Source organism: Clostridium sp. Marseille-P7770, assembly GCF_902143525.1.
Classification (GTDB): Bacteria; Bacillota; Clostridia; order Lachnospirales; family Lachnospiraceae; genus Pilosibacter.
The window spans coordinates 1-16,676 of the sequence record NZ_CABFVC010000009.1; the positions used below are offsets into that span (position 1 = coordinate 1).

Sequence of the window (16,676 nt, forward strand, 5' to 3'; positions counted from 1 at the left end):
AGGAAGTGCTTGAAGCAGAAAACTCACGACTTGCTGATATTCGAGATTCGTTGTTACCTAAGTTGATGTCTGGCCAACTTGATATATCTGCCATTGACCTCTAAGCCGCTAAATTCTTGTTTAGAAAAATTAAGGGGGTGAAATACTCATGAATAACTGTGCAATTATAAAGCATATTGGAGAATACACAGAATTTATATTTGATAATCAGATTATTCGCTTTATCACATCTGCGCGATTGGAACGATATACGAAAATCGTGGAATGGGATCACGGGTATTTAGTACTCATGGCAAAATATAAAGGGCTGGATGAAGTCGAAGAATATATCGATTNCTAAATTCTTGTTTAGAAAAATTAAGGGGGTGAAATACTCATGAATAACTGTGCAATTATAAAGCATATTGGAGAATACACAGAATTTATATTTGATAATCAGATTATTCGCTTTATCACATCTGCGCGATTGGAACGATATACGAAAATCGTGGAATGGGATCACGGGTATTTAGTACTCATGGCAAAATATAAAGGGCTGGATGAAGTCGAAGAATATATCGATTTAGTTCCGATTCTTGAAAAACTATATTATGATGTGGATGAATTTTTAAAACCGATTAAGGAGGTAAAAATTGATTATGCCGCTTAATATTAAAGAAATTGCAGATAAGGCCGATATGATTATCAATGGCTATGCGTTTACAAAAGAAGGAGATTATATACGTGTCTTAAACTTGAACTGTGTGAATCATGCAGCGGTTATTCTCAATGACAGAATTGTAGAAACCAATATGGATGATATTGAAAATCAGATTGTCCTGGACTATTACAAAGAGAATAAGCAATTCATGGAGGAGTGAGATGCCGAAATATTATGAATTTAAGGTTTGCGGATATTATTTGTACTATACAGCAAGCTGTGTGATCGAGGCAATGCATGTTCATGCGAGTGACGGTAAATTAACGGAAGCGGGATCAGCAAAATTTTTTGTAAAAAGTGATGGCGATACAACAGTAGAAAAGCAAGGAAGACTGAATGAACGTGAGATTCGTAAAATACGTGAATTTATAAAAAAGAACTATAAAGAAATGTATTTGAAATGGCAAATGCTTGCAGATACCGGATTTTATGGGGAATAAAACAAACTCCTGACAACGGCGGGAGATAAGCCAAAGGAACCCGTTGAGTTGTTCTCTGGAAAAATAAACTGAAGGAGAATAACTCATGAAACAGCAGATTATTACTAAAGTTATGCAGCAAATGCAGGTGCATCTTGATAATGCCCAAATGCAGCAATTGAAAAGTGTATTGGAAAGGGCATTGTTTGAATGCGAAATCACAGTGCAGACAGAAAATGAGAAAACCAATGATAATCCGAGGCTGATAGAGGCTTTTGTTGCTGCAAAGCGGATCGAAGGCTGTTCAGAAAAGACATTGAAATATTATCGCACAACAATTGAAACGATGATAACTTCAATAGGCAAAGGCGTTTGCCATATTCAGACAGAAGATTTGCGTTCTTATTTAACAGATTATCAGAGTAAACATCAATCTGGCCGAGTGACAATAGATAATATCCGGAGAATTTTGTCTAGCTTTTTTTCATGGTTGGAGGACGAGGATTATATTTTGAAAAGTCCTGTCCGTCGAATTCACAAGGTGAAAACAGTGACTAACGTCAAAGAAACTTATACAGATGAAGACCTGGAAAAAATGCGTGATAGTTGTTCAGAACTCCGAGATCTGGCAATGATCGACATGTTGGCATCCACTGGAATGCGTATCGGTGAAATGGTTTTGCTTAATAAGGCAGATATCAATTTCAATGAACGAGAATGTGTTGTTTTCGGTAAAGGAGATAAAGAACGAATGGTATATTTCGATGCTCGGACAAAGATTCATTTGCAAAATTACATCGATAACAGAACCGACGAAAACCCTGCATTGTTTGTTACCTTGCGTTCTCCAAACGACAGAATCAAAATCGGTGGTATCGAATCTCGCCTCCGTGAAATGGGGAAACAACTGGGCATTCAGAAGGTTCACCCGCATAAATTCCGCAGAACACTTGCAACGATGGCGATTGATAAAGGAATGCCGATTGAGCAGTTGCAGCAGCTCTTGGGACATAAACGAATAGATACGACCTTGCAGTATGCGATGGTCAAGCAAAGCAATGTAAAGTTGGCTCACAAAAAATACATAGGTTAGGAGAAAAACATGATTTGGGGAGATTTGCTTACTTTCGAATATGGTAAGCCTGTTAAGGATAAGGCAAGTGTAGATGGAGAGATTCCTGTTTTTGGAACAAATGGGCAAATTGGAACGTCACATTTACCGCCGTTGTGTAAGATTCCTTCTTTTATCGTGGGTCGAAAAGGTGCTTATAGAGGAGTTCATTATTCGAACGTTCCATTTTCGGTTATTGACACAGCATTTTATGCTATGCCTTTGACAGATACATTTGATATGAAATGGGCTTACTACAAGTTTTTAACTTACGATATAAATAGAATGGACAGTGGTTCAGCTATTCCATCTACTGATAGATATGAATTATATCGGATTTCGGTTGAATTGCCGCCGATTCAAGAACAAAGAAAAACGGTGGCAGTGTTAGAGGCTATAGAGAACAAGATAGAACAGAATACAAACATAAACAAGAATTTAGCGGCTTAAATATCAATGTCCGAGACATCCAATTCGCCGTACATCAGCTTGGGCACAAGAGTATCTCGAAGAACAGCAAGATATCCATTTTGCTTGCCATTGGCAAAAATCTGATTGAAAATTGATTTGCAATAATCATCAAATGCTATAACTTTATTTACTGGTGGAATTAAAATAGTTTCCGTTTCAATAAAGCCTGAGAAGTCAAGGTTCTTAATACCTGTTGTACCGTTTTCATAAGAGAAAAAAACACCTTTACCATACAGGTATTGCCAATAATAGTAGATGAACAAACTGTATCCTTCTTTTGGTTTCATTGCCTTACAGAAATTTGTGCAAACCATACCGCTATCATAACGGTCGAGTAATGATTGAGTTATAGCTGTACATCTACCGGTTGATTGAGTAGGACTACCTCCTGAAATTTCAACAACAATGTCACCGGCTGTAAGTTGTTTTGTGGCAAAGTTTTTAGGAATAATATATCTTGTGGGCATTTGGCCTTTATTGCCTGCTTTAACTTCGGGAATATCTGCACCTCTAATGCAGTAAACCTTTTCGGTATTATTGCCTGTCGGTGCTTCTTTTCCCCAATCACCATTTAAGGTTGATTTAATAAGTTCAGAGAATGTTCCTGTTGACCATTCATTGTTTTCGGGATTGTCTATAAACCATTCTTTGAATATTACCTGAGCTTGCTGCTCTAAATTCTTGTTTAGAAAAATTAAGGGGGTGAAATACTCATGAATAACTGTGCAATTATAAAGCATATTGGAGAATACACAGAATTTATATTTGATAATCAGATTATTCGCTTTATCACATCTGCGCGATTGGAACGATATACGAAAATCGTGGAATGGGATCACGGGTATTTAGTACTCATGGCAAAATATAAAGGGCTGGATGAAGTCGAAGAATATATCGATTTAGTTCCGATTCTTGAAAAACTATATTATGATGTGGATGAATTTTTAAAACCGATTAAGGAGGTAAAAATTGATTATGCCGCTTAATATTAAAGAAATTGCAGATAAGGCCGATATGATTATCAATGGCTATGCGTTTACAAAAGAAGGAGATTATATACGTGTCTTAAACTTGAACTGTGTGAATCATGCAGCGGTTATTCTCAATGACAGAATTGTAGAAACCAATATGGATGATATTGAAAATCAGATTGTCCTGGACTATTACAAAGAGAATAAGCAATTCATGGAGGAGTGAGATGCCGAAATATTATGAATTTAAGGTTTGCGGATATTATTTGTACTATACAGCAAGCTGTGTGATCGAGGCAATGCATGTTCATGCGAGTGACGGTAAATTAACGGAAGCGGGATCAGCAAAATTTTTTGTAAAAAGTGATGGCGATACAACAGTAGAAAAGCAAGGAAGACTGAATGAACGTGAGATTCGTAAAATACGTGAATTTATAAAAAAGAACTATAAAGAAATGTATTTGAAATGGCAAATGCTTGCAGATACCGGATTTTATGGGGAATAAAACAAACTCCTGACAACGGCGGGAGATAAGCCAAAGGAACCCGTTGAGTTGTTCTCTGGAAAAATAAACTGAAGGAGAATAACTCATGAAACAGCAGATTATTACTAAAGTTATGCAGCAAATGCAGGTGCATCTTGATAATGCCCAAATGCAGCAATTGAAAAGTGTATTGGAAAGGGCATTGTTTGAATGCGAAATCACAGTGCAGACAGAAAATGAGAAAACCAATGATAATCCGAGGCTGATAGAGGCTTTTGTTGCTGCAAAGCGGATCGAAGGCTGTTCAGAAAAGACATTGAAATATTATCGCACAACAATTGAAACGATGATAACTTCAATAGGCAAAGGCGTTTGCCATATTCAGACAGAAGATTTGCGTTCTTATTTAACAGATTATCAGAGTAAACATCAATCTGGCCGAGTGACAATAGATAATATCCGGAGAATTTTGTCTAGCTTTTTTTCATGGTTGGAGGACGAGGATTATATTTTGAAAAGTCCTGTCCGTCGAATTCACAAGGTGAAAACAGTGACTAACGTCAAAGAAACTTATACAGATGAAGACCTGGAAAAAATGCGTGATAGTTGTTCAGAACTCCGAGATCTGGCAATGATCGACATGTTGGCATCCACTGGAATGCGTATCGGTGAAATGGTTTTGCTTAATAAGGCAGATATCAATTTCAATGAACGAGAATGTGTTGTTTTCGGTAAAGGAGATAAAGAACGAATGGTATATTTCGATGCTCGGACAAAGATTCATTTGCAAAATTACATCGATAACAGAACCGACGAAAACCCTGCATTGTTTGTTACCTTGCGTTCTCCAAACGACAGAATCAAAATCGGTGGTATCGAATCTCGCCTCCGTGAAATGGGGAAACAACTGGGCATTCAGAAGGTTCACCCGCATAAATTCCGCAGAACACTTGCAACGATGGCGATTGATAAAGGAATGCCGATTGAGCAGTTGCAGCAGCTCTTGGGACATAAACGAATAGATACGACCTTGCAGTATGCGATGGTCAAGCAAAGCAATGTAAAGTTGGCTCACAAAAAATACATAGGTTAGGAGAAAAACATGATTTGGGGAGATTTGCTTACTTTCGAATATGGTAAGCCTGTTAAGGATAAGGCAAGTGTAGATGGAGAGATTCCTGTTTTTGGAACAAATGGGCAAATTGGAACGTCACATTTACCGCCGTTGTGTAAGATTCCTTCTTTTATCGTGGGTCGAAAAGGTGCTTATAGAGGAGTTCATTATTCGAACGTTCCATTTTCGGTTATTGACACAGCATTTTATGCTATGCCTTTGACAGATACATTTGATATGAAATGGGCTTACTACAAGTTTTTAACTTACGATATAAATAGAATGGACAGTGGTTCAGCTATTCCATCTACTGATAGATATGAATTATATCGGATTTCGGTTGAATTGCCGCCGATTCAAGAACAAAGAAAAACGGTGGCAGTGTTAGAGGCTATAGAGAACAAGATAGAACAGAATACAAACATAAACAAGAATTTAGCGGCTTAAATATCAATGTCCGAGACATCCAATTCGCCGGACATCAGCTTGGGCAAAAGAGTATCTCGAAGTACAGCAAGATATTCATTTTGCTTGCCATTGGCAAAAATCTGATTGAAAATTGATTTGCAATAATCATCAAATGCTATAACTTTATTTACTGGTGGAATTAAAATAGTTTCCGTTTCAATAAAGCCTGAGAAGTCAAGGTTCTTAATACCTGTTGTACCGTTTTCATAAGAGAAAAAAACACCTTTACCATACAGGTATTGCCAATAATAGTAGATGAACAAACTGTATCCTTCTTTTGGTTTCATTGCCTTACAGAAATTTGTGCAAACCATACCGCTATCATAACGGTCGAGTAATGATTGAGTTATAGCTGTACATCTACCGGTTGATTGAGTAGGACTACCTCCTGAAATTTCAACAACAATGTCACCGGCTGTAAGTTGTTTTGTGGCAAAGTTTTTAGGAATAATATATCTTGTGGGCATTTGGCCTTTATTGCCTGCTTTAACTTCGGGAATATCTGCACCTCTAATGCAGTAAACCTTTTCGGTATTATTGCCTGTCGGTGCTTCTTTTCCCCAATCACCATTTAAGGTTGATTTAATAAGTTCAGAGAATGTTCCTGTTGACCATTCATTGTTTTCGGGATTGTCTATAAACCATTCTTTGAATATTACCTGAGCTTGCTGCTCTAAATTCTTGTTTAGAAATAACACCACAAAGGAGTTGATGAACCCATGGCTGGCTTTTATACCGAAGCAGATTACGAAAATTCTGTCATAGAATTATTCCAGAATATGGGGTATCGCTATGTCTATGGTCCGGATCTGGAACGGGATTTTAAAAGTCCCTTATATGAAGAGGAGTTAGATGAAGTGTTGCATCGCTTGAATCCGGATATGCCGGAGGATGCGATTCATGATGCCTTGTATAAGCTGAAAAACTTTGAAAATGCAGAGCTGGTGCAGAAAAACGCTCTGTTTATGGACTATATTCAGCATGGCGTGGAAGTGCGATATTTTGTCAAAGGCGAAGAACGCGCTGGTCTGGTGTATCTCGTTGATTATAAGAATCCGGACAACAACTCCTTTATCGTGGCAAATCAATGGACTTTTATCGAAAACAGCAATAAACGTCCTGATATTTTACTGTTCTTGAATGGCCTGCCGGTGGTGCTGGTGGAATTGAAATCTCCATCACGCGAAGAAACAGATGCATCCGAGGCATATACTCAGATCCGCAATTATATACATGAGATTCCATCTATGTTCATCTATAATTGCATCTGTGTTATGAGCGATCTTATGACTTCCAAAGCAGGTACGATTACCTCAGGCGAGGATCGGTTTATGGAATGGAAAACGAAGGACGGAAATTATGAGAATACGCAGTATGCCCAGTTTGACACATTTTTTGAGGGTATCTTCGAGAAAAAACGCCTGTTGGACATTATCAAAAACTTTATCTGTTTCTCTAATGAAGGGACAAAGCAATTCAAGATTTTAGCCGGATATCATCAGTATTTTGCAGTCAACAAGGCAATTCTTTCCACGAAACATGCGACGGAAACAGATGGAAAGGCTGGTGTGTTCTGGCATACACAGGGCAGTGGAAAGTCGTTGTCCATGGTATTCTATGCCCATCGGTTACAGGAAGCACTGGACAGTCCGACGATTGTTATTATCACAGACCGCAACGATCTGGATGATCAGCTTTACGGACAGTTCGCAAAATGCAAGGATTTCCTGCGTCAGGAACCGGTTCATGCGGAAAGCCGAGCACATTTGAAAGAATGGTTGGACGGGAGAAAAGCCAACGGCATTATTTTTACCACCATGCAGAAGTTTGAGGAATCATTTGAGTGTCTTTCTGAGCGCAGAAATATTGTAGTTATGGCAGATGAAGCGCACCGTGGGCAGTATGGACTGAAAGAAAAGGTTGATGCGAAAACAGGTGAAATTAAGATTGGCTCTGCTCGTATTATCCGAAACACGTTGCCAAATGCTACATTTATTGGCTTTACCGGAACACCAATTTCCATGAAAGATCGAAACACGCGAGAGGTATTCGGTGATTACATAGATATTTATGATATGACACAGGCAGTGGAAGATGGTGCTACCCGTCCGGTGTACTATGAAAGCCGTGTCATTAAGCTGAAACTTGATGAGAATACTTTAAAACTCATCGATCAGGAATATGACATCATGGCAAACAATGCAGATCCGGAAGTGATTGAAAAAAGCAAAAAAGAACTGGGGAAGATGGAAGCGATTCTCGGTAATGAGAAGACCATTTATTCTCTTGTAGACGATATTTTGAACCATTATGAAAATTATCGTGCGGAGCTGCTGACAGGCAAGGCAATGATTGTGGCATACTCCCGCTCGATTGCCATGAAGATATATAATCGTATTTTACAGCTTCGCCCAGGATGGACGGATAAAGTTGCAGTTGTTATGACAAGCAGCAACAAAGATCCGGAAGAATGGAATAAAATCATCGGGAATAAGCACCATAAAGATAAACTGGCAAAAGAGTTTAAGGATAACGATAGTCCGCTGAAAATTGCGATTGTTGTAGATATGTGGCTGACGGGATTTGATGTGCCGTCTCTTGCAACGATGTATGTATATAAACCAATGCAGGGCTATAATCTGATGCAGGCAATTGCCAGAGTCAACCGGGTATTCAGAGATAAAGAAGGCGGTCTTGTCGTTGACTATGTTGGCATTGCTTCTGCATTAAAACAGGCGATGAATGATTACACTGCCAGGGATAAAAAGAATTATGGTGATACTGATATTGCGAAGGTTGCTTATCCGAAATTGCTTGAGAAATTGTCTATTTGCCGTGATCTGTTTCATGGATATGATTATTCCAAGTTTATGACAGGGACAAATCTGGAACGTTCGAAAGCAATTAGTGGAGCGGTCAATTTTATTGTTGGAATGGACAAAGAAAAAGAACGAGAAGATTTCCAGAAAGAAGCGCTTCTTCTCAAACAGGCATTATCTCTTTGCAGTTCTCTGGCGGAAAGAGAACTGCGTGTAGAAGCAACTTTTTTTGAATCGGTTCGTGTACTTGTTACACGATTGATGAATCAAGGCGAGGGCAGGAAAATATCTCTGCCGGAAATGAATGCCCGTATCAATGCATTACTGAAAGCCAGTGTGCAGAGTGAAGGCGTAATCAATCTTTTTTCTGATGTGGATCGGGAATTTTCAATTTTTGATCCACAGTTTCTTGAAGAAATTTCCAGAATGAAAGAGAAAAACCTTGCGGTAGAACTTCTGAAAAAATTGATTGCGGAACAGGTCCGGATCTACCGCCACACAAATATTGTGAAGTCTCAAAAATTCAGTGAGATTATTCAAAAGGTCATGAATGCGTATCTGAATGGAATGCTGACCAATGAGCAGGTAATTGAAGAATTGCTGAATTTGGCTAAACAGATTGCTGTCGCACATAAAGAGGGAGATCAACTGGGGTTGACAGCTGATGAGCTAGCTTTCTACGATGCCTTGACAAAACCACAGGCAATTAAGGATTTTTATGAAAATGAAGAATTGATTGCGATTACAAAGGAACTGGCAGACACACTCCGAAAAAATCGTACGATTGACTGGCAGAAAAGAGATTCTGCCAGAGCCAGAATGCGCATCATGATTAAGCGGCTGCTGAAGAAACATCGATATCCTCCGGAAGGAATGGATGATGCAGTGCAGACTGTTATGACGCAGTGTGAATTGTGGACAGATAATAATGATATGGAGTCGGAGGAAAAAAGTAATATATATTCATATTCGCCGAAAGTAGATCTGGGTATGGTTGCTGAGGAAAGATCGTCTTATTGTGATTAAACAGTTTTCTCTGAATATTACATAGTGTGAGAAATTTTTTGATATTAAAAGGAAGGTGTCATGATATGAACAATAAAAAGAAAAAGAACTTGATGTTCGTAGCTCTGCAGCGTAATATCTGACCTTTGCTGCCTCCACCGGTGAGAGCGATGCTGCTTCAGAAAAAATATCATCGTAGTTAACATTTATCGGAGACAGAATAATGACCTCGACATTGAAAATGGCGTTAATGTGGAGAATAATGGCATTGATGGTGTTGAAATGGCATTAATGACATTAAAAATGATGTTGATTCAGAAAACTCTGCATAAAACCATTCCAACCTGCGCATCCTTCTCCTGACAGAAAAGTTTGGATGAAAAGGTGGAATGTGAAATGAAACCGTTGAAAGACTATGTGGAGATTATTTTTGCGGTGCTGGCGCTGGCGGCTCTGGTGTTTGTGTTCTGGTATTTTCTTGTGGCGGTTCCGGCGAAACATGCGGAGCAGTCCGGGACGTTTGTGATGGTTCCGGGGGCGGAAGCTCCAGCCCGGAAAGGGAGTGTCACAGGGATCTTAAAGACACTTGAGGACGTGGAAAGAAAGCCGTGGAAGGCATGAGCAGTACGACTGTCTACTTAAAAATCCCTCAGGTGAAAGAGGTTTATGAGACAGAAGTGTATCTGGGGATGATCGCAGATGTCCACAGCAGCGACAGGGCTGCGGAGGCGAAGGCGAAAGCCGTGAAGGTCACCTCATTTTCCGGAAAGGGAAAGGAGGCGGCCTATGTCGGAAACGTCATGGATCTTGTGGAAAAGATCGAGAAGGCCGGGCAGAATATCCAGGTGGACAATCTCGGAGAAACAGATTTTGTTGTCACATACCGGGCGAAAAGGAGGAAAAGCCGCCTCTGGGAGTGGATGAAGACGGGACTTGTCTCTGCGGTGGCTTTTTTCGGGGCAGCATTTGCGATCATGACCTTCAACAATGACGCCAATGTGACGGATGTATTCGCGAAGCTCTACGAGATGGTCATTGGGACACGGGCGGACGGGCCGACGATCCTCGAGGCATCTTACTCCGTAGGACTTGCAGTGGGGATCCTGCTGTTTTTCAATCATTTTGCATCCTGGAAGATCACGGTGGATCCGACTCCGATCGAGGTGGAGATGCGCCTGTACGAGGAAAACCTGAATAAGACGCTGATCAAAAACGGCGGGAGAAAGGAGTCGGGGATCGATGTATCTTAGACTTGGACTCCTGGCGTTTGCGGGTCTCGGAGCGGGTGCTGTCATTGCGGCCGGAATCTTTGCCTTTCTTGCGATCATCGGTGTTTTTCCGCGGCTCATCGGTGTGACGCACACGGCAGAACATGTGCTGCTCTATGAGACACTGCTGATCCTCGGGGGAGTATGGGGAAACCTGGCGGATCTCTACCGTGTACCGTTTCCGTTTCCTGGGAGAATCGTGCTTGTAATATGCGGCATGTCTGTGGGGATCTTTGTCGGTTGTCTCGTGATGTCACTTGCGGAGACGTTAAAGGCGCTCCCTGTTTTAAACAGACGGATCCGGCTTGCGGTGGGACTTCAGTATGTGATCCTGGCTGTGGCAGCGGGGAAAGCGTTTGGGGCAGTAGTGTATTTTATAAGAGATTTTGGATAATGGAAAGCTGCTTTCGGGCAGCAAAAAGCCCATGGCTGCAGAGAAATCCTGCAAAGTGCCTGTCAGCCTCTGTGGCGGTTGAAATTCTGCGCCGGAGTGTATGTGTGTCTGAGTTGAAGATTATGAGGTGAAGATTATGGAGATCGACAAAAAAGAATACGGAAACTATGTAAAGCAGGTGACGCCGGTCCACAACACTTGGAAAAATCTCTGGCGCGCATTCCTGGTCGGCGGACTGATCTGCATGCTGGGGCAGATTCTGACTTCTGTCTACATGTCCTTCGGCATCGAAAAAGAGAGCGCTGCTTCATGGACAACCTTAAGTCTCATCGGACTCAGCGTGATCCTCACGGGAACCCATATATACCAGAAGATCGTAAAATTCGGTGGCGCCGGAGCGCTCGTTCCGATCACCGGTTTTGCAAATTCGGTGGTTTCGCCGGCAATCGAATATAAGGCGGAGGGCCATGTCTTCGGGATCGGCTGCAAGATCTTTACGATCGCCGGACCGGTGATCCTCTATGGGATCTTTGCGAGCTGGGTACTCGGAATGGTGAAATTTTTCTGGAGATTTTAGGAAAATTCGGATCTTATACAGTCGAACGGTCTCTTCGTATGCTTTTGTATTTTACAATATTTCAGCTAAAAAGTCCTTGACTTAAACCTAAGTTTAAGTTTTACAATCATATCAGAAAATGAACTTATGCGGCTGTGTGAAAGAACAGCCGCAAACTTTTTATCACAAAAAGGAGGACATTATGGCACAGAAAATTTTACCGGGAACCGGCGGAGAACATTATATTCCATATGAAGAGAGAACGGGGGAGGAGTCTGTTGTATACTTTACAAGAGATCTCTCCCCGGAAGGGCTGAGAAAGATCTACGAGCGCGTCAATGAGAAGATCGAGGGAAAGATCGGAATCAAGCTCCACACAGGCGAGAAGAACGGTCCGAATATCATCCCGCATACATGGGTGAAGGAACTGGTCGAGAAAGATCTTCCGGATGCAGCGATCGTGGAGACGAATACATATTATGAGGGAGATCGCTATACGACAGAACAGCACAGAGAGACTTTAAAGGTCAATGGCTGGACATTCTGCCCGGTTGATATCCTGGATGAGAACGGAACGACGATGTTCCCGGTAAAGGGCGGAAAATGGTTTGCTGAGATGTCTGTGGGAAAAGATCTTGCAGATTATGATTCCCTGGTTGTCCTGACTCACTTTAAAGGTCACACGATGGGCGGTTTCGGCGGTTCCAATAAGAATATCGGGATCGGCTGTGCGGACGGACGGATCGGAAAGGGAATGATCCATACAGTAGAGGGATCCGACAATATGTGGAGCATCAGCATGGAAGAGCTTATGGAGCGCATCGCGGAATCTACGAAATCAGTTGTGGACCATTTCGGCGAGCACATCACATTCGTGAATGTCCTCCGCAACATGTCGGTATCCTGTGACTGTGAAGGCTGTGCGGCTGCTCCGGTCGTAACACCGAACATCGGAATTGTTGCGTCCCGCGATATCCTTGCCGCGGATCAGGCTTCCGTGGACCTTGTGTACGCATTAAAGGAAGATCAGCATAAAGATCTCGTAGAGCGCATGGAGACCCGCCATGGTCTTCGCCAGCTTTCCTATATGAAGGAACTCCACATGGGCAACGACAAGTATAAACTCATCGATATCGATAATGAGGACCATGAGATCCTTCCGAAGGAAGCGGTCAAAGATGTAAAGCCGTTTGAGGGCTGATCGTAACGCGCGAAACGCAGATATGGAAATAAAATATGGAAATGAAAAAGATGCGGAAATTCAGAGAGTGCTGGATTTCCGCATCTTTTTTTGCATTTTGGGGAAGATATCGGTATCAAACATTTGCATGCTGTCACAGTGTATGGAATCTTCTTGACCATGAATGGCAACGGAAAAGCCGGAGCAGCAGGTCGTATGGGAGAAGTTGCGGAATGGTTGTTTGGCTATGAGCAGGCAGCGAAAGCGGACTGCAAATATCCTCTGAGAAATAAAAGACAGGAGCAGGAATGAAATGAAGGGAAAAACAGGAGAAGGAAAAAAACAGCGGGGGCGGGCGAGCATTGTATTTGAAACTCCGCCAGTGATTACCGCCGCGGCTTCAACCGTGGGAAAGAAGGAGGGAGACGGGCCGTTAGGGACCTGCTTTGACCGGGTGGAGCTGGATCCCATGCTGGGGAAGAAAACGTGGGAGGAGGCGGAGAGCGAGCTTCAGAGCAGGACCGCGGGGCTTGTGATCGAAAAGAGCGGGCTTTCCAGGGAGGAGATCCGGTACTCGTTTGCGGGCGATCTTCTGGCGCAGCTCATTGCGACGTCGTTCGGGAATGTGAATCTGGAGATCCCGATGTTCGGACTTTACGGGGCATGTTCCACGATGGGAGAAGGACTGGGGCTGGGTGCCATGTGCGTGGAGGGCGGATTCGCAGACCATGTGCTCGTGAGCGCGTCCAGCCATTTTGCCTCGGCGGAAAAGCAGTTCCGGTTTCCATTGGAGTATGGGAATCAGCGGCCGTATTCGGCGACATGGACGGTGACGGGATGCGGTGCGGTGATCCTATCTTCCGGGAGTTATCGGGGAGAGGAGCCGCCGCTTGCGAAGATCACGGCGGTGACGACCGGAAAGATCGTGGACATGGATTTTCATGATTCCATGAACATGGGCGCGGCGATGGCGATGGCGGCGCTCGATACGATCGTCAGGAATTTCCGGGATCTCGGGGTGGATGAGACGCATTACGATCAGATCATCACCGGTGATCTCGGGACTGTCGGAAGGAGACTTCTTCTAGATTATCTCATGCAGGCGGGATACCGGATCGAGAGCCGGTATATGGACTGCGGGATCGAGATGTTTTCACCGGAGGAGCAGGATACTCATGCCGGAGGGAGCGGCTGCGGGTGTTCGGCTGCGGTGCTGTGCGGATATATCTTGCCGAAGCTGCAGAGCGGAGAGTGGAAACGGGTACTGTTTCTTCCTACGGGAGCGCTGCTTTCGACGGTCAGTTTTAATGAGGGAAAAAGTGTGCCTGGGATCGCGCATGCGGTGGTGCTGGAGACGCCGTAGCTTGTGCCGGTGACTGTGCGGCTGAAGGTAGTGTTCACTGTGTGCAGTAGTAGCTATGAGGCTGAAAATAACTGCTGGAGATTTTTATATTAGAGAATCATATCAGGAGAAGGTATCGCTATGGAATATATAAAAGCATTTGTGGTTGGTGGGCTGATCTGCATGCTGGTGCAGATCCTGATGGAAAAAACAAAAATGATGCCGGGGCGGATCATGGTACTGCTGGTTGTCAGCGGGAGTGTTCTTGGCTTCCTTGGGGTGTATGAGCCGTTTGCAGAGTGGGCCGGCGCCGGGGCAACCGTTCCGCTTCTGGGGTTTGGCAATACGCTGTGGAAAGGCATCGTGAAGGCGATGAGTGAGGACGGCGTGCTGGGAATCTTTAAGGGCGGATTTACGGCGAGTGCGGTCGGGATCAGCGGGGCGCTGGTGTTTGGGTATCTGGGGGCGATCGTGTTTCGGCCGGGGATGAAGGAATAGGGGGGGTACGCGGCGGGGAGACTCCGGGCGCGGACGCTTGGTGGATTCCGGGAGGGTTCCTCTAGGCTTGCAGAAGAATGCTAAAGGCGGATAGCTGCGGACACAACTCGCTGCGCTCAGACAAGTGTCCGCAGCTATCCAACGCATTCTCCTGCGAGCCAAGAGGAAGCCAGCTCCCGGAATCAGGCGGTCCGTGCCCGGAGTCTCCCCGCCGCTGTGTATTGGCATGGGTGGGCTGTTTTTGCCCTGGAAGGGCAAAAAGGCGCGGATGTTTGGAATGTGGGGAGATGAGGAGGTATGATAGATGATTTTGCACAGTAAAGGATGTTTCTTCTCCAGGGGGTAAAGAGTGATAGCGGCATGTAAAAATACATGGAATCTTTTGCGAATACACGTTATAATACATACATTATGAGAATGCTGGTCAGTGTTGCCGGAGCGGAGGAAGATGGATGGCTCGTGGAGGGGATGCTGTATGTGGGGAGTCTATCGTATGGATATGGTGTGGGATGACTGACAGAAGGAGACAGGATCGTTTATGGCGAAGGTGAGTGATGTTTTGAAGCTTCCGGTCATGCGGGGAGTGCGTGTCCTTGCAGGGGAAGCGGGGCTTTCTGGGAAAGTGGAGCATGTGACGGTGATGGAGGTTCCGGAGATCAGGCAGTGGTTGAAGGGGAATGATTTTCTGATCACGAGTTTTTATTCTGTGAGGAAGAGTGAGGAGGAGCAGTGTGCGTTGATCCGGGAGGTCGCGGACATTTGCTGTTGTATCGCGGTGAAGACGGGGCCGTATGTGGCGTGTATCTCAGATCGTGTGCAGGAAGAGGCGGATAAAGTGGGGCTGCCGATCCTGGAGCTGCCGGAAGCTCTTCCTTATATTGATATTATCGTGAACGTGATGAACCTGATCTTTGAGGAGGAAGGAAATTCGGCGATCCTGGAGAAATATGTGAAGGATATTCTATACGAGAATTACAGTGACAGGGTCCTGATGGCGGAGCGCGGGAGACTTTTTGGGATGGATGTGGAGCATGACTGGTTTGCGGCGGTCGTGATCAATTTTAGGAAGATGGTCGTGCCGGACGAGCAGGACTGGAAGGGAATCCGTTTTCTTGCAAGGGCGGTTCTTGGACTCCTCAGGGAAAGAACGGAGATCACGGAGTGTATCCGGATCCCGTTAAAGAAGGGATATCTTCTCCTGGCAGAGGGAGAGACGGAGGACAAGGTCAGGACGGTCCTTGCGGATCTGTTTACGGAGGAGAGGATCCGGGAACTCTGGGATGCCGGGGCGGACCGGATCGTCTGTGCGGCCGGATCGGTCCGGAGAGGTCTTACCGGGATCCGGGATACATACAGCGATGCGTTTCAGGCGATCCGGGTCCAGAGAAAGCTCTGGCCGGAGACGAGTGTCTGTCAGTATGAAAAAGTCCGGGCATTCTGTGCGCTTCAGGAGTTTTTTGAATCCGGAAGGGGAAAAACATTTGAAGAAATCTTAAAACCTGTGGAGAGTCAGGAGTTCCTCGATACACTTGCAACTTATTTTAGCTGTTCCGGAAACCTCGATCAGGCAGCGGAACTTCTCCATGCGCATAAGAATACCGTGAAATACCGCCTGGGGCGGATCCAGACGCTCACGGGGCTGGATCTTAAGAAACCGGAGGACAATTTTATGCTCTATATGGCGGTACTGGCGTGGAAGCTGGGAGCGGAGGTATAGCAGTATAGAATGCAGGGTTCTTTCTTGGTTTACATGACTTCGATTCCCTGAAAATGAAAAACGGAAAACCATGATCTGGGTGGAAGGCGTTGTTTGTCTGTAACGCCAAAAACAATCCTCTTTTTTTGTCGTTATACACATATGATTCTGAGTATTTT

Annotated in this window: 23 protein-coding genes; 21 read left to right on the forward strand and 2 right to left on the reverse strand. The window is 44.0% G+C overall.

What is annotated here, in order from left to right:
* Window positions 1-148 precede the first annotated feature (148 nt).
* The 6 genes from FN001_RS18800 to FN001_RS16375 all read left to right on the forward strand — a co-directional run bounded on the left by FN001_RS18800 (window position 149) and on the right by FN001_RS16375 (window position 2,680).
* Complete coding sequence (locus FN001_RS18800; protein ID WP_142412546.1) at window positions 149-340, forward strand: DUF7724 family protein; 192 nt, start codon at window positions 149-151, stop codon at window positions 338-340.
* A 36-nt stretch (window positions 341-376) separates the two neighbouring features.
* Window positions 377-649, forward strand: coding sequence for a DUF7724 family protein (locus FN001_RS16355; protein WP_142412547.1), 273 nt, complete (start codon window positions 377-379; stop codon window positions 647-649).
* Entirely contained in the window at window positions 639-860 is a 222-nt protein-coding gene (locus tag FN001_RS16360) for a DUF7723 family protein (RefSeq protein ID WP_142412548.1), read from the forward strand. Before FN001_RS16355 ends, FN001_RS16360 begins: the two co-directional genes overlap by 11 nt.
* Before the next feature lies 1 nt (window position 861).
* A complete protein-coding gene (locus FN001_RS16365; protein ID WP_142412549.1) occupies window positions 862-1,140 on the forward strand; it encodes a DUF4160 domain-containing protein in 279 nt (92 codons plus the stop codon).
* 85 nt (window positions 1,141-1,225) lie between these two features.
* Window positions 1,226-2,212, forward strand: a complete 987-nt coding sequence (gene xerA, locus FN001_RS16370; protein WP_142412550.1) for a site-specific tyrosine recombinase/integron integrase — start codon at window positions 1,226-1,228, stop codon at window positions 2,210-2,212.
* Window positions 2,213-2,221: 9 nt separating this feature from the next.
* Entirely contained in the window at window positions 2,222-2,680 is a 459-nt protein-coding gene (locus tag FN001_RS16375; RefSeq protein ID WP_142412551.1) for a restriction endonuclease subunit S, read from the forward strand.
* Here the strand turns inward: FN001_RS16375 and FN001_RS16380 are convergent.
* Window positions 2,677-3,441, reverse strand: a complete 765-nt coding sequence (locus FN001_RS16380) for a restriction endonuclease subunit S domain-containing protein (RefSeq protein WP_142412552.1) — start codon at window positions 3,439-3,441, stop codon at window positions 2,677-2,679. The two genes, FN001_RS16375 and FN001_RS16380, sit on opposite strands and share 4 nt — an antisense overlap.
* Here FN001_RS16380 and FN001_RS16385 point away from each other — a divergent pair.
* The 5 genes from FN001_RS16385 (at window position 3,415) to FN001_RS16405 (ending at window position 5,718) form a co-directional block, all read left to right on the forward strand.
* Window positions 3,415-3,687, forward strand: coding sequence for a DUF7724 family protein (locus FN001_RS16385; protein ID WP_142412547.1), 273 nt, complete (start codon window positions 3,415-3,417; stop codon window positions 3,685-3,687). The two genes, FN001_RS16380 and FN001_RS16385, sit on opposite strands and share 27 nt — an antisense overlap.
* The gene (locus tag FN001_RS16390; protein ID WP_142412548.1) at window positions 3,677-3,898 is read left to right on the forward strand and encodes a DUF7723 family protein; all 222 of its coding nucleotides are present in this window, start codon (window positions 3,677-3,679) and stop codon (window positions 3,896-3,898) included. Before FN001_RS16385 ends, FN001_RS16390 begins: the two co-directional genes overlap by 11 nt.
* Before the next feature lies 1 nt (window position 3,899).
* Complete coding sequence (locus tag FN001_RS16395) at window positions 3,900-4,178, forward strand: DUF4160 domain-containing protein (RefSeq protein ID WP_142412549.1); 279 nt, start codon at window positions 3,900-3,902, stop codon at window positions 4,176-4,178.
* Between the two features lie 85 nt (window positions 4,179-4,263).
* Entirely contained in the window at window positions 4,264-5,250 is a 987-nt protein-coding gene (gene xerA, locus FN001_RS16400; protein ID WP_142412550.1) for a site-specific tyrosine recombinase/integron integrase, read from the forward strand.
* A 9-nt stretch (window positions 5,251-5,259) separates the two neighbouring features.
* A complete protein-coding gene (locus tag FN001_RS16405; protein ID WP_142412551.1) occupies window positions 5,260-5,718 on the forward strand; it encodes a restriction endonuclease subunit S in 459 nt (152 codons plus the stop codon).
* Here the strand turns inward: FN001_RS16405 and FN001_RS16410 are convergent.
* Window positions 5,715-6,440: a restriction endonuclease subunit S gene (locus FN001_RS16410; RefSeq protein WP_142412553.1), complete on the reverse strand. Its 726-nt coding sequence runs from the start codon at window positions 6,438-6,440 to the stop codon at window positions 5,715-5,717. The two genes, FN001_RS16405 and FN001_RS16410, sit on opposite strands and share 4 nt — an antisense overlap.
* Window positions 6,441-6,458: 18 nt before the next feature.
* Between FN001_RS16410 and FN001_RS16415 the strand changes: the two genes are divergently transcribed.
* The 10 genes from FN001_RS16415 to FN001_RS16455 all read left to right on the forward strand — a co-directional run bounded on the left by FN001_RS16415 (window position 6,459) and on the right by FN001_RS16455 (window position 16,518).
* Window positions 6,459-9,584: a type I restriction endonuclease subunit R gene (locus FN001_RS16415; RefSeq protein WP_142412554.1), complete on the forward strand. Its 3,126-nt coding sequence runs from the start codon at window positions 6,459-6,461 to the stop codon at window positions 9,582-9,584.
* Window positions 9,585-9,959: 375 nt separating this feature from the next.
* On the forward strand, window positions 9,960-10,184 hold the full coding sequence (locus FN001_RS16420; RefSeq protein WP_142412555.1) for a hypothetical protein: 225 nt from the start codon (window positions 9,960-9,962) through the stop codon (window positions 10,182-10,184).
* Window positions 10,181-10,813, forward strand: a complete 633-nt coding sequence (locus FN001_RS16425; protein ID WP_142412556.1) for a stage V sporulation protein AA — start codon at window positions 10,181-10,183, stop codon at window positions 10,811-10,813. Before FN001_RS16420 ends, FN001_RS16425 begins: the two co-directional genes overlap by 4 nt.
* Window positions 10,803-11,225 (forward strand): stage V sporulation protein AB, encoded by a 423-nt coding sequence (locus FN001_RS16430; protein ID WP_142412557.1) that lies wholly within the window; start codon window positions 10,803-10,805, stop codon window positions 11,223-11,225. The genes FN001_RS16425 and FN001_RS16430 overlap by 11 nt, the downstream gene beginning before the upstream one ends.
* Window positions 11,226-11,361: 136 nt before the next feature.
* Window positions 11,362-11,802, forward strand: coding sequence for a stage V sporulation protein AC (gene spoVAC, locus FN001_RS16435; protein ID WP_118296823.1), 441 nt, complete (start codon window positions 11,362-11,364; stop codon window positions 11,800-11,802).
* Between the two features lie 181 nt (window positions 11,803-11,983).
* Window positions 11,984-12,982 carry a DUF362 domain-containing protein gene (locus tag FN001_RS16440; protein ID WP_142412558.1) on the forward strand — a complete coding sequence of 333 codons (999 nt, stop codon included), beginning with the start codon at window positions 11,984-11,986 and terminating at the stop codon, window positions 12,980-12,982.
* A gap of 159 nt (window positions 12,983-13,141) precedes the next feature.
* Window positions 13,142-13,273, forward strand: a complete 132-nt coding sequence (locus FN001_RS18640; protein ID WP_279230977.1) for a hypothetical protein — start codon at window positions 13,142-13,144, stop codon at window positions 13,271-13,273.
* A gap of 1 nt (window position 13,274) precedes the next feature.
* Window positions 13,275-14,324, forward strand: coding sequence for a stage V sporulation protein AD (locus tag FN001_RS16445; RefSeq protein WP_142412559.1), 1,050 nt, complete (start codon window positions 13,275-13,277; stop codon window positions 14,322-14,324).
* A 120-nt stretch (window positions 14,325-14,444) separates the two neighbouring features.
* On the forward strand, window positions 14,445-14,801 hold the full coding sequence (locus tag FN001_RS16450; RefSeq protein ID WP_142412560.1) for a SpoVA/SpoVAEb family sporulation membrane protein: 357 nt from the start codon (window positions 14,445-14,447) through the stop codon (window positions 14,799-14,801).
* Between the two features lie 538 nt (window positions 14,802-15,339).
* Entirely contained in the window at window positions 15,340-16,518 is a 1,179-nt protein-coding gene (locus tag FN001_RS16455; protein WP_142412561.1) for a PucR family transcriptional regulator ligand-binding domain-containing protein, read from the forward strand.
* Window positions 16,519-16,676 lie beyond the last annotated feature (158 nt).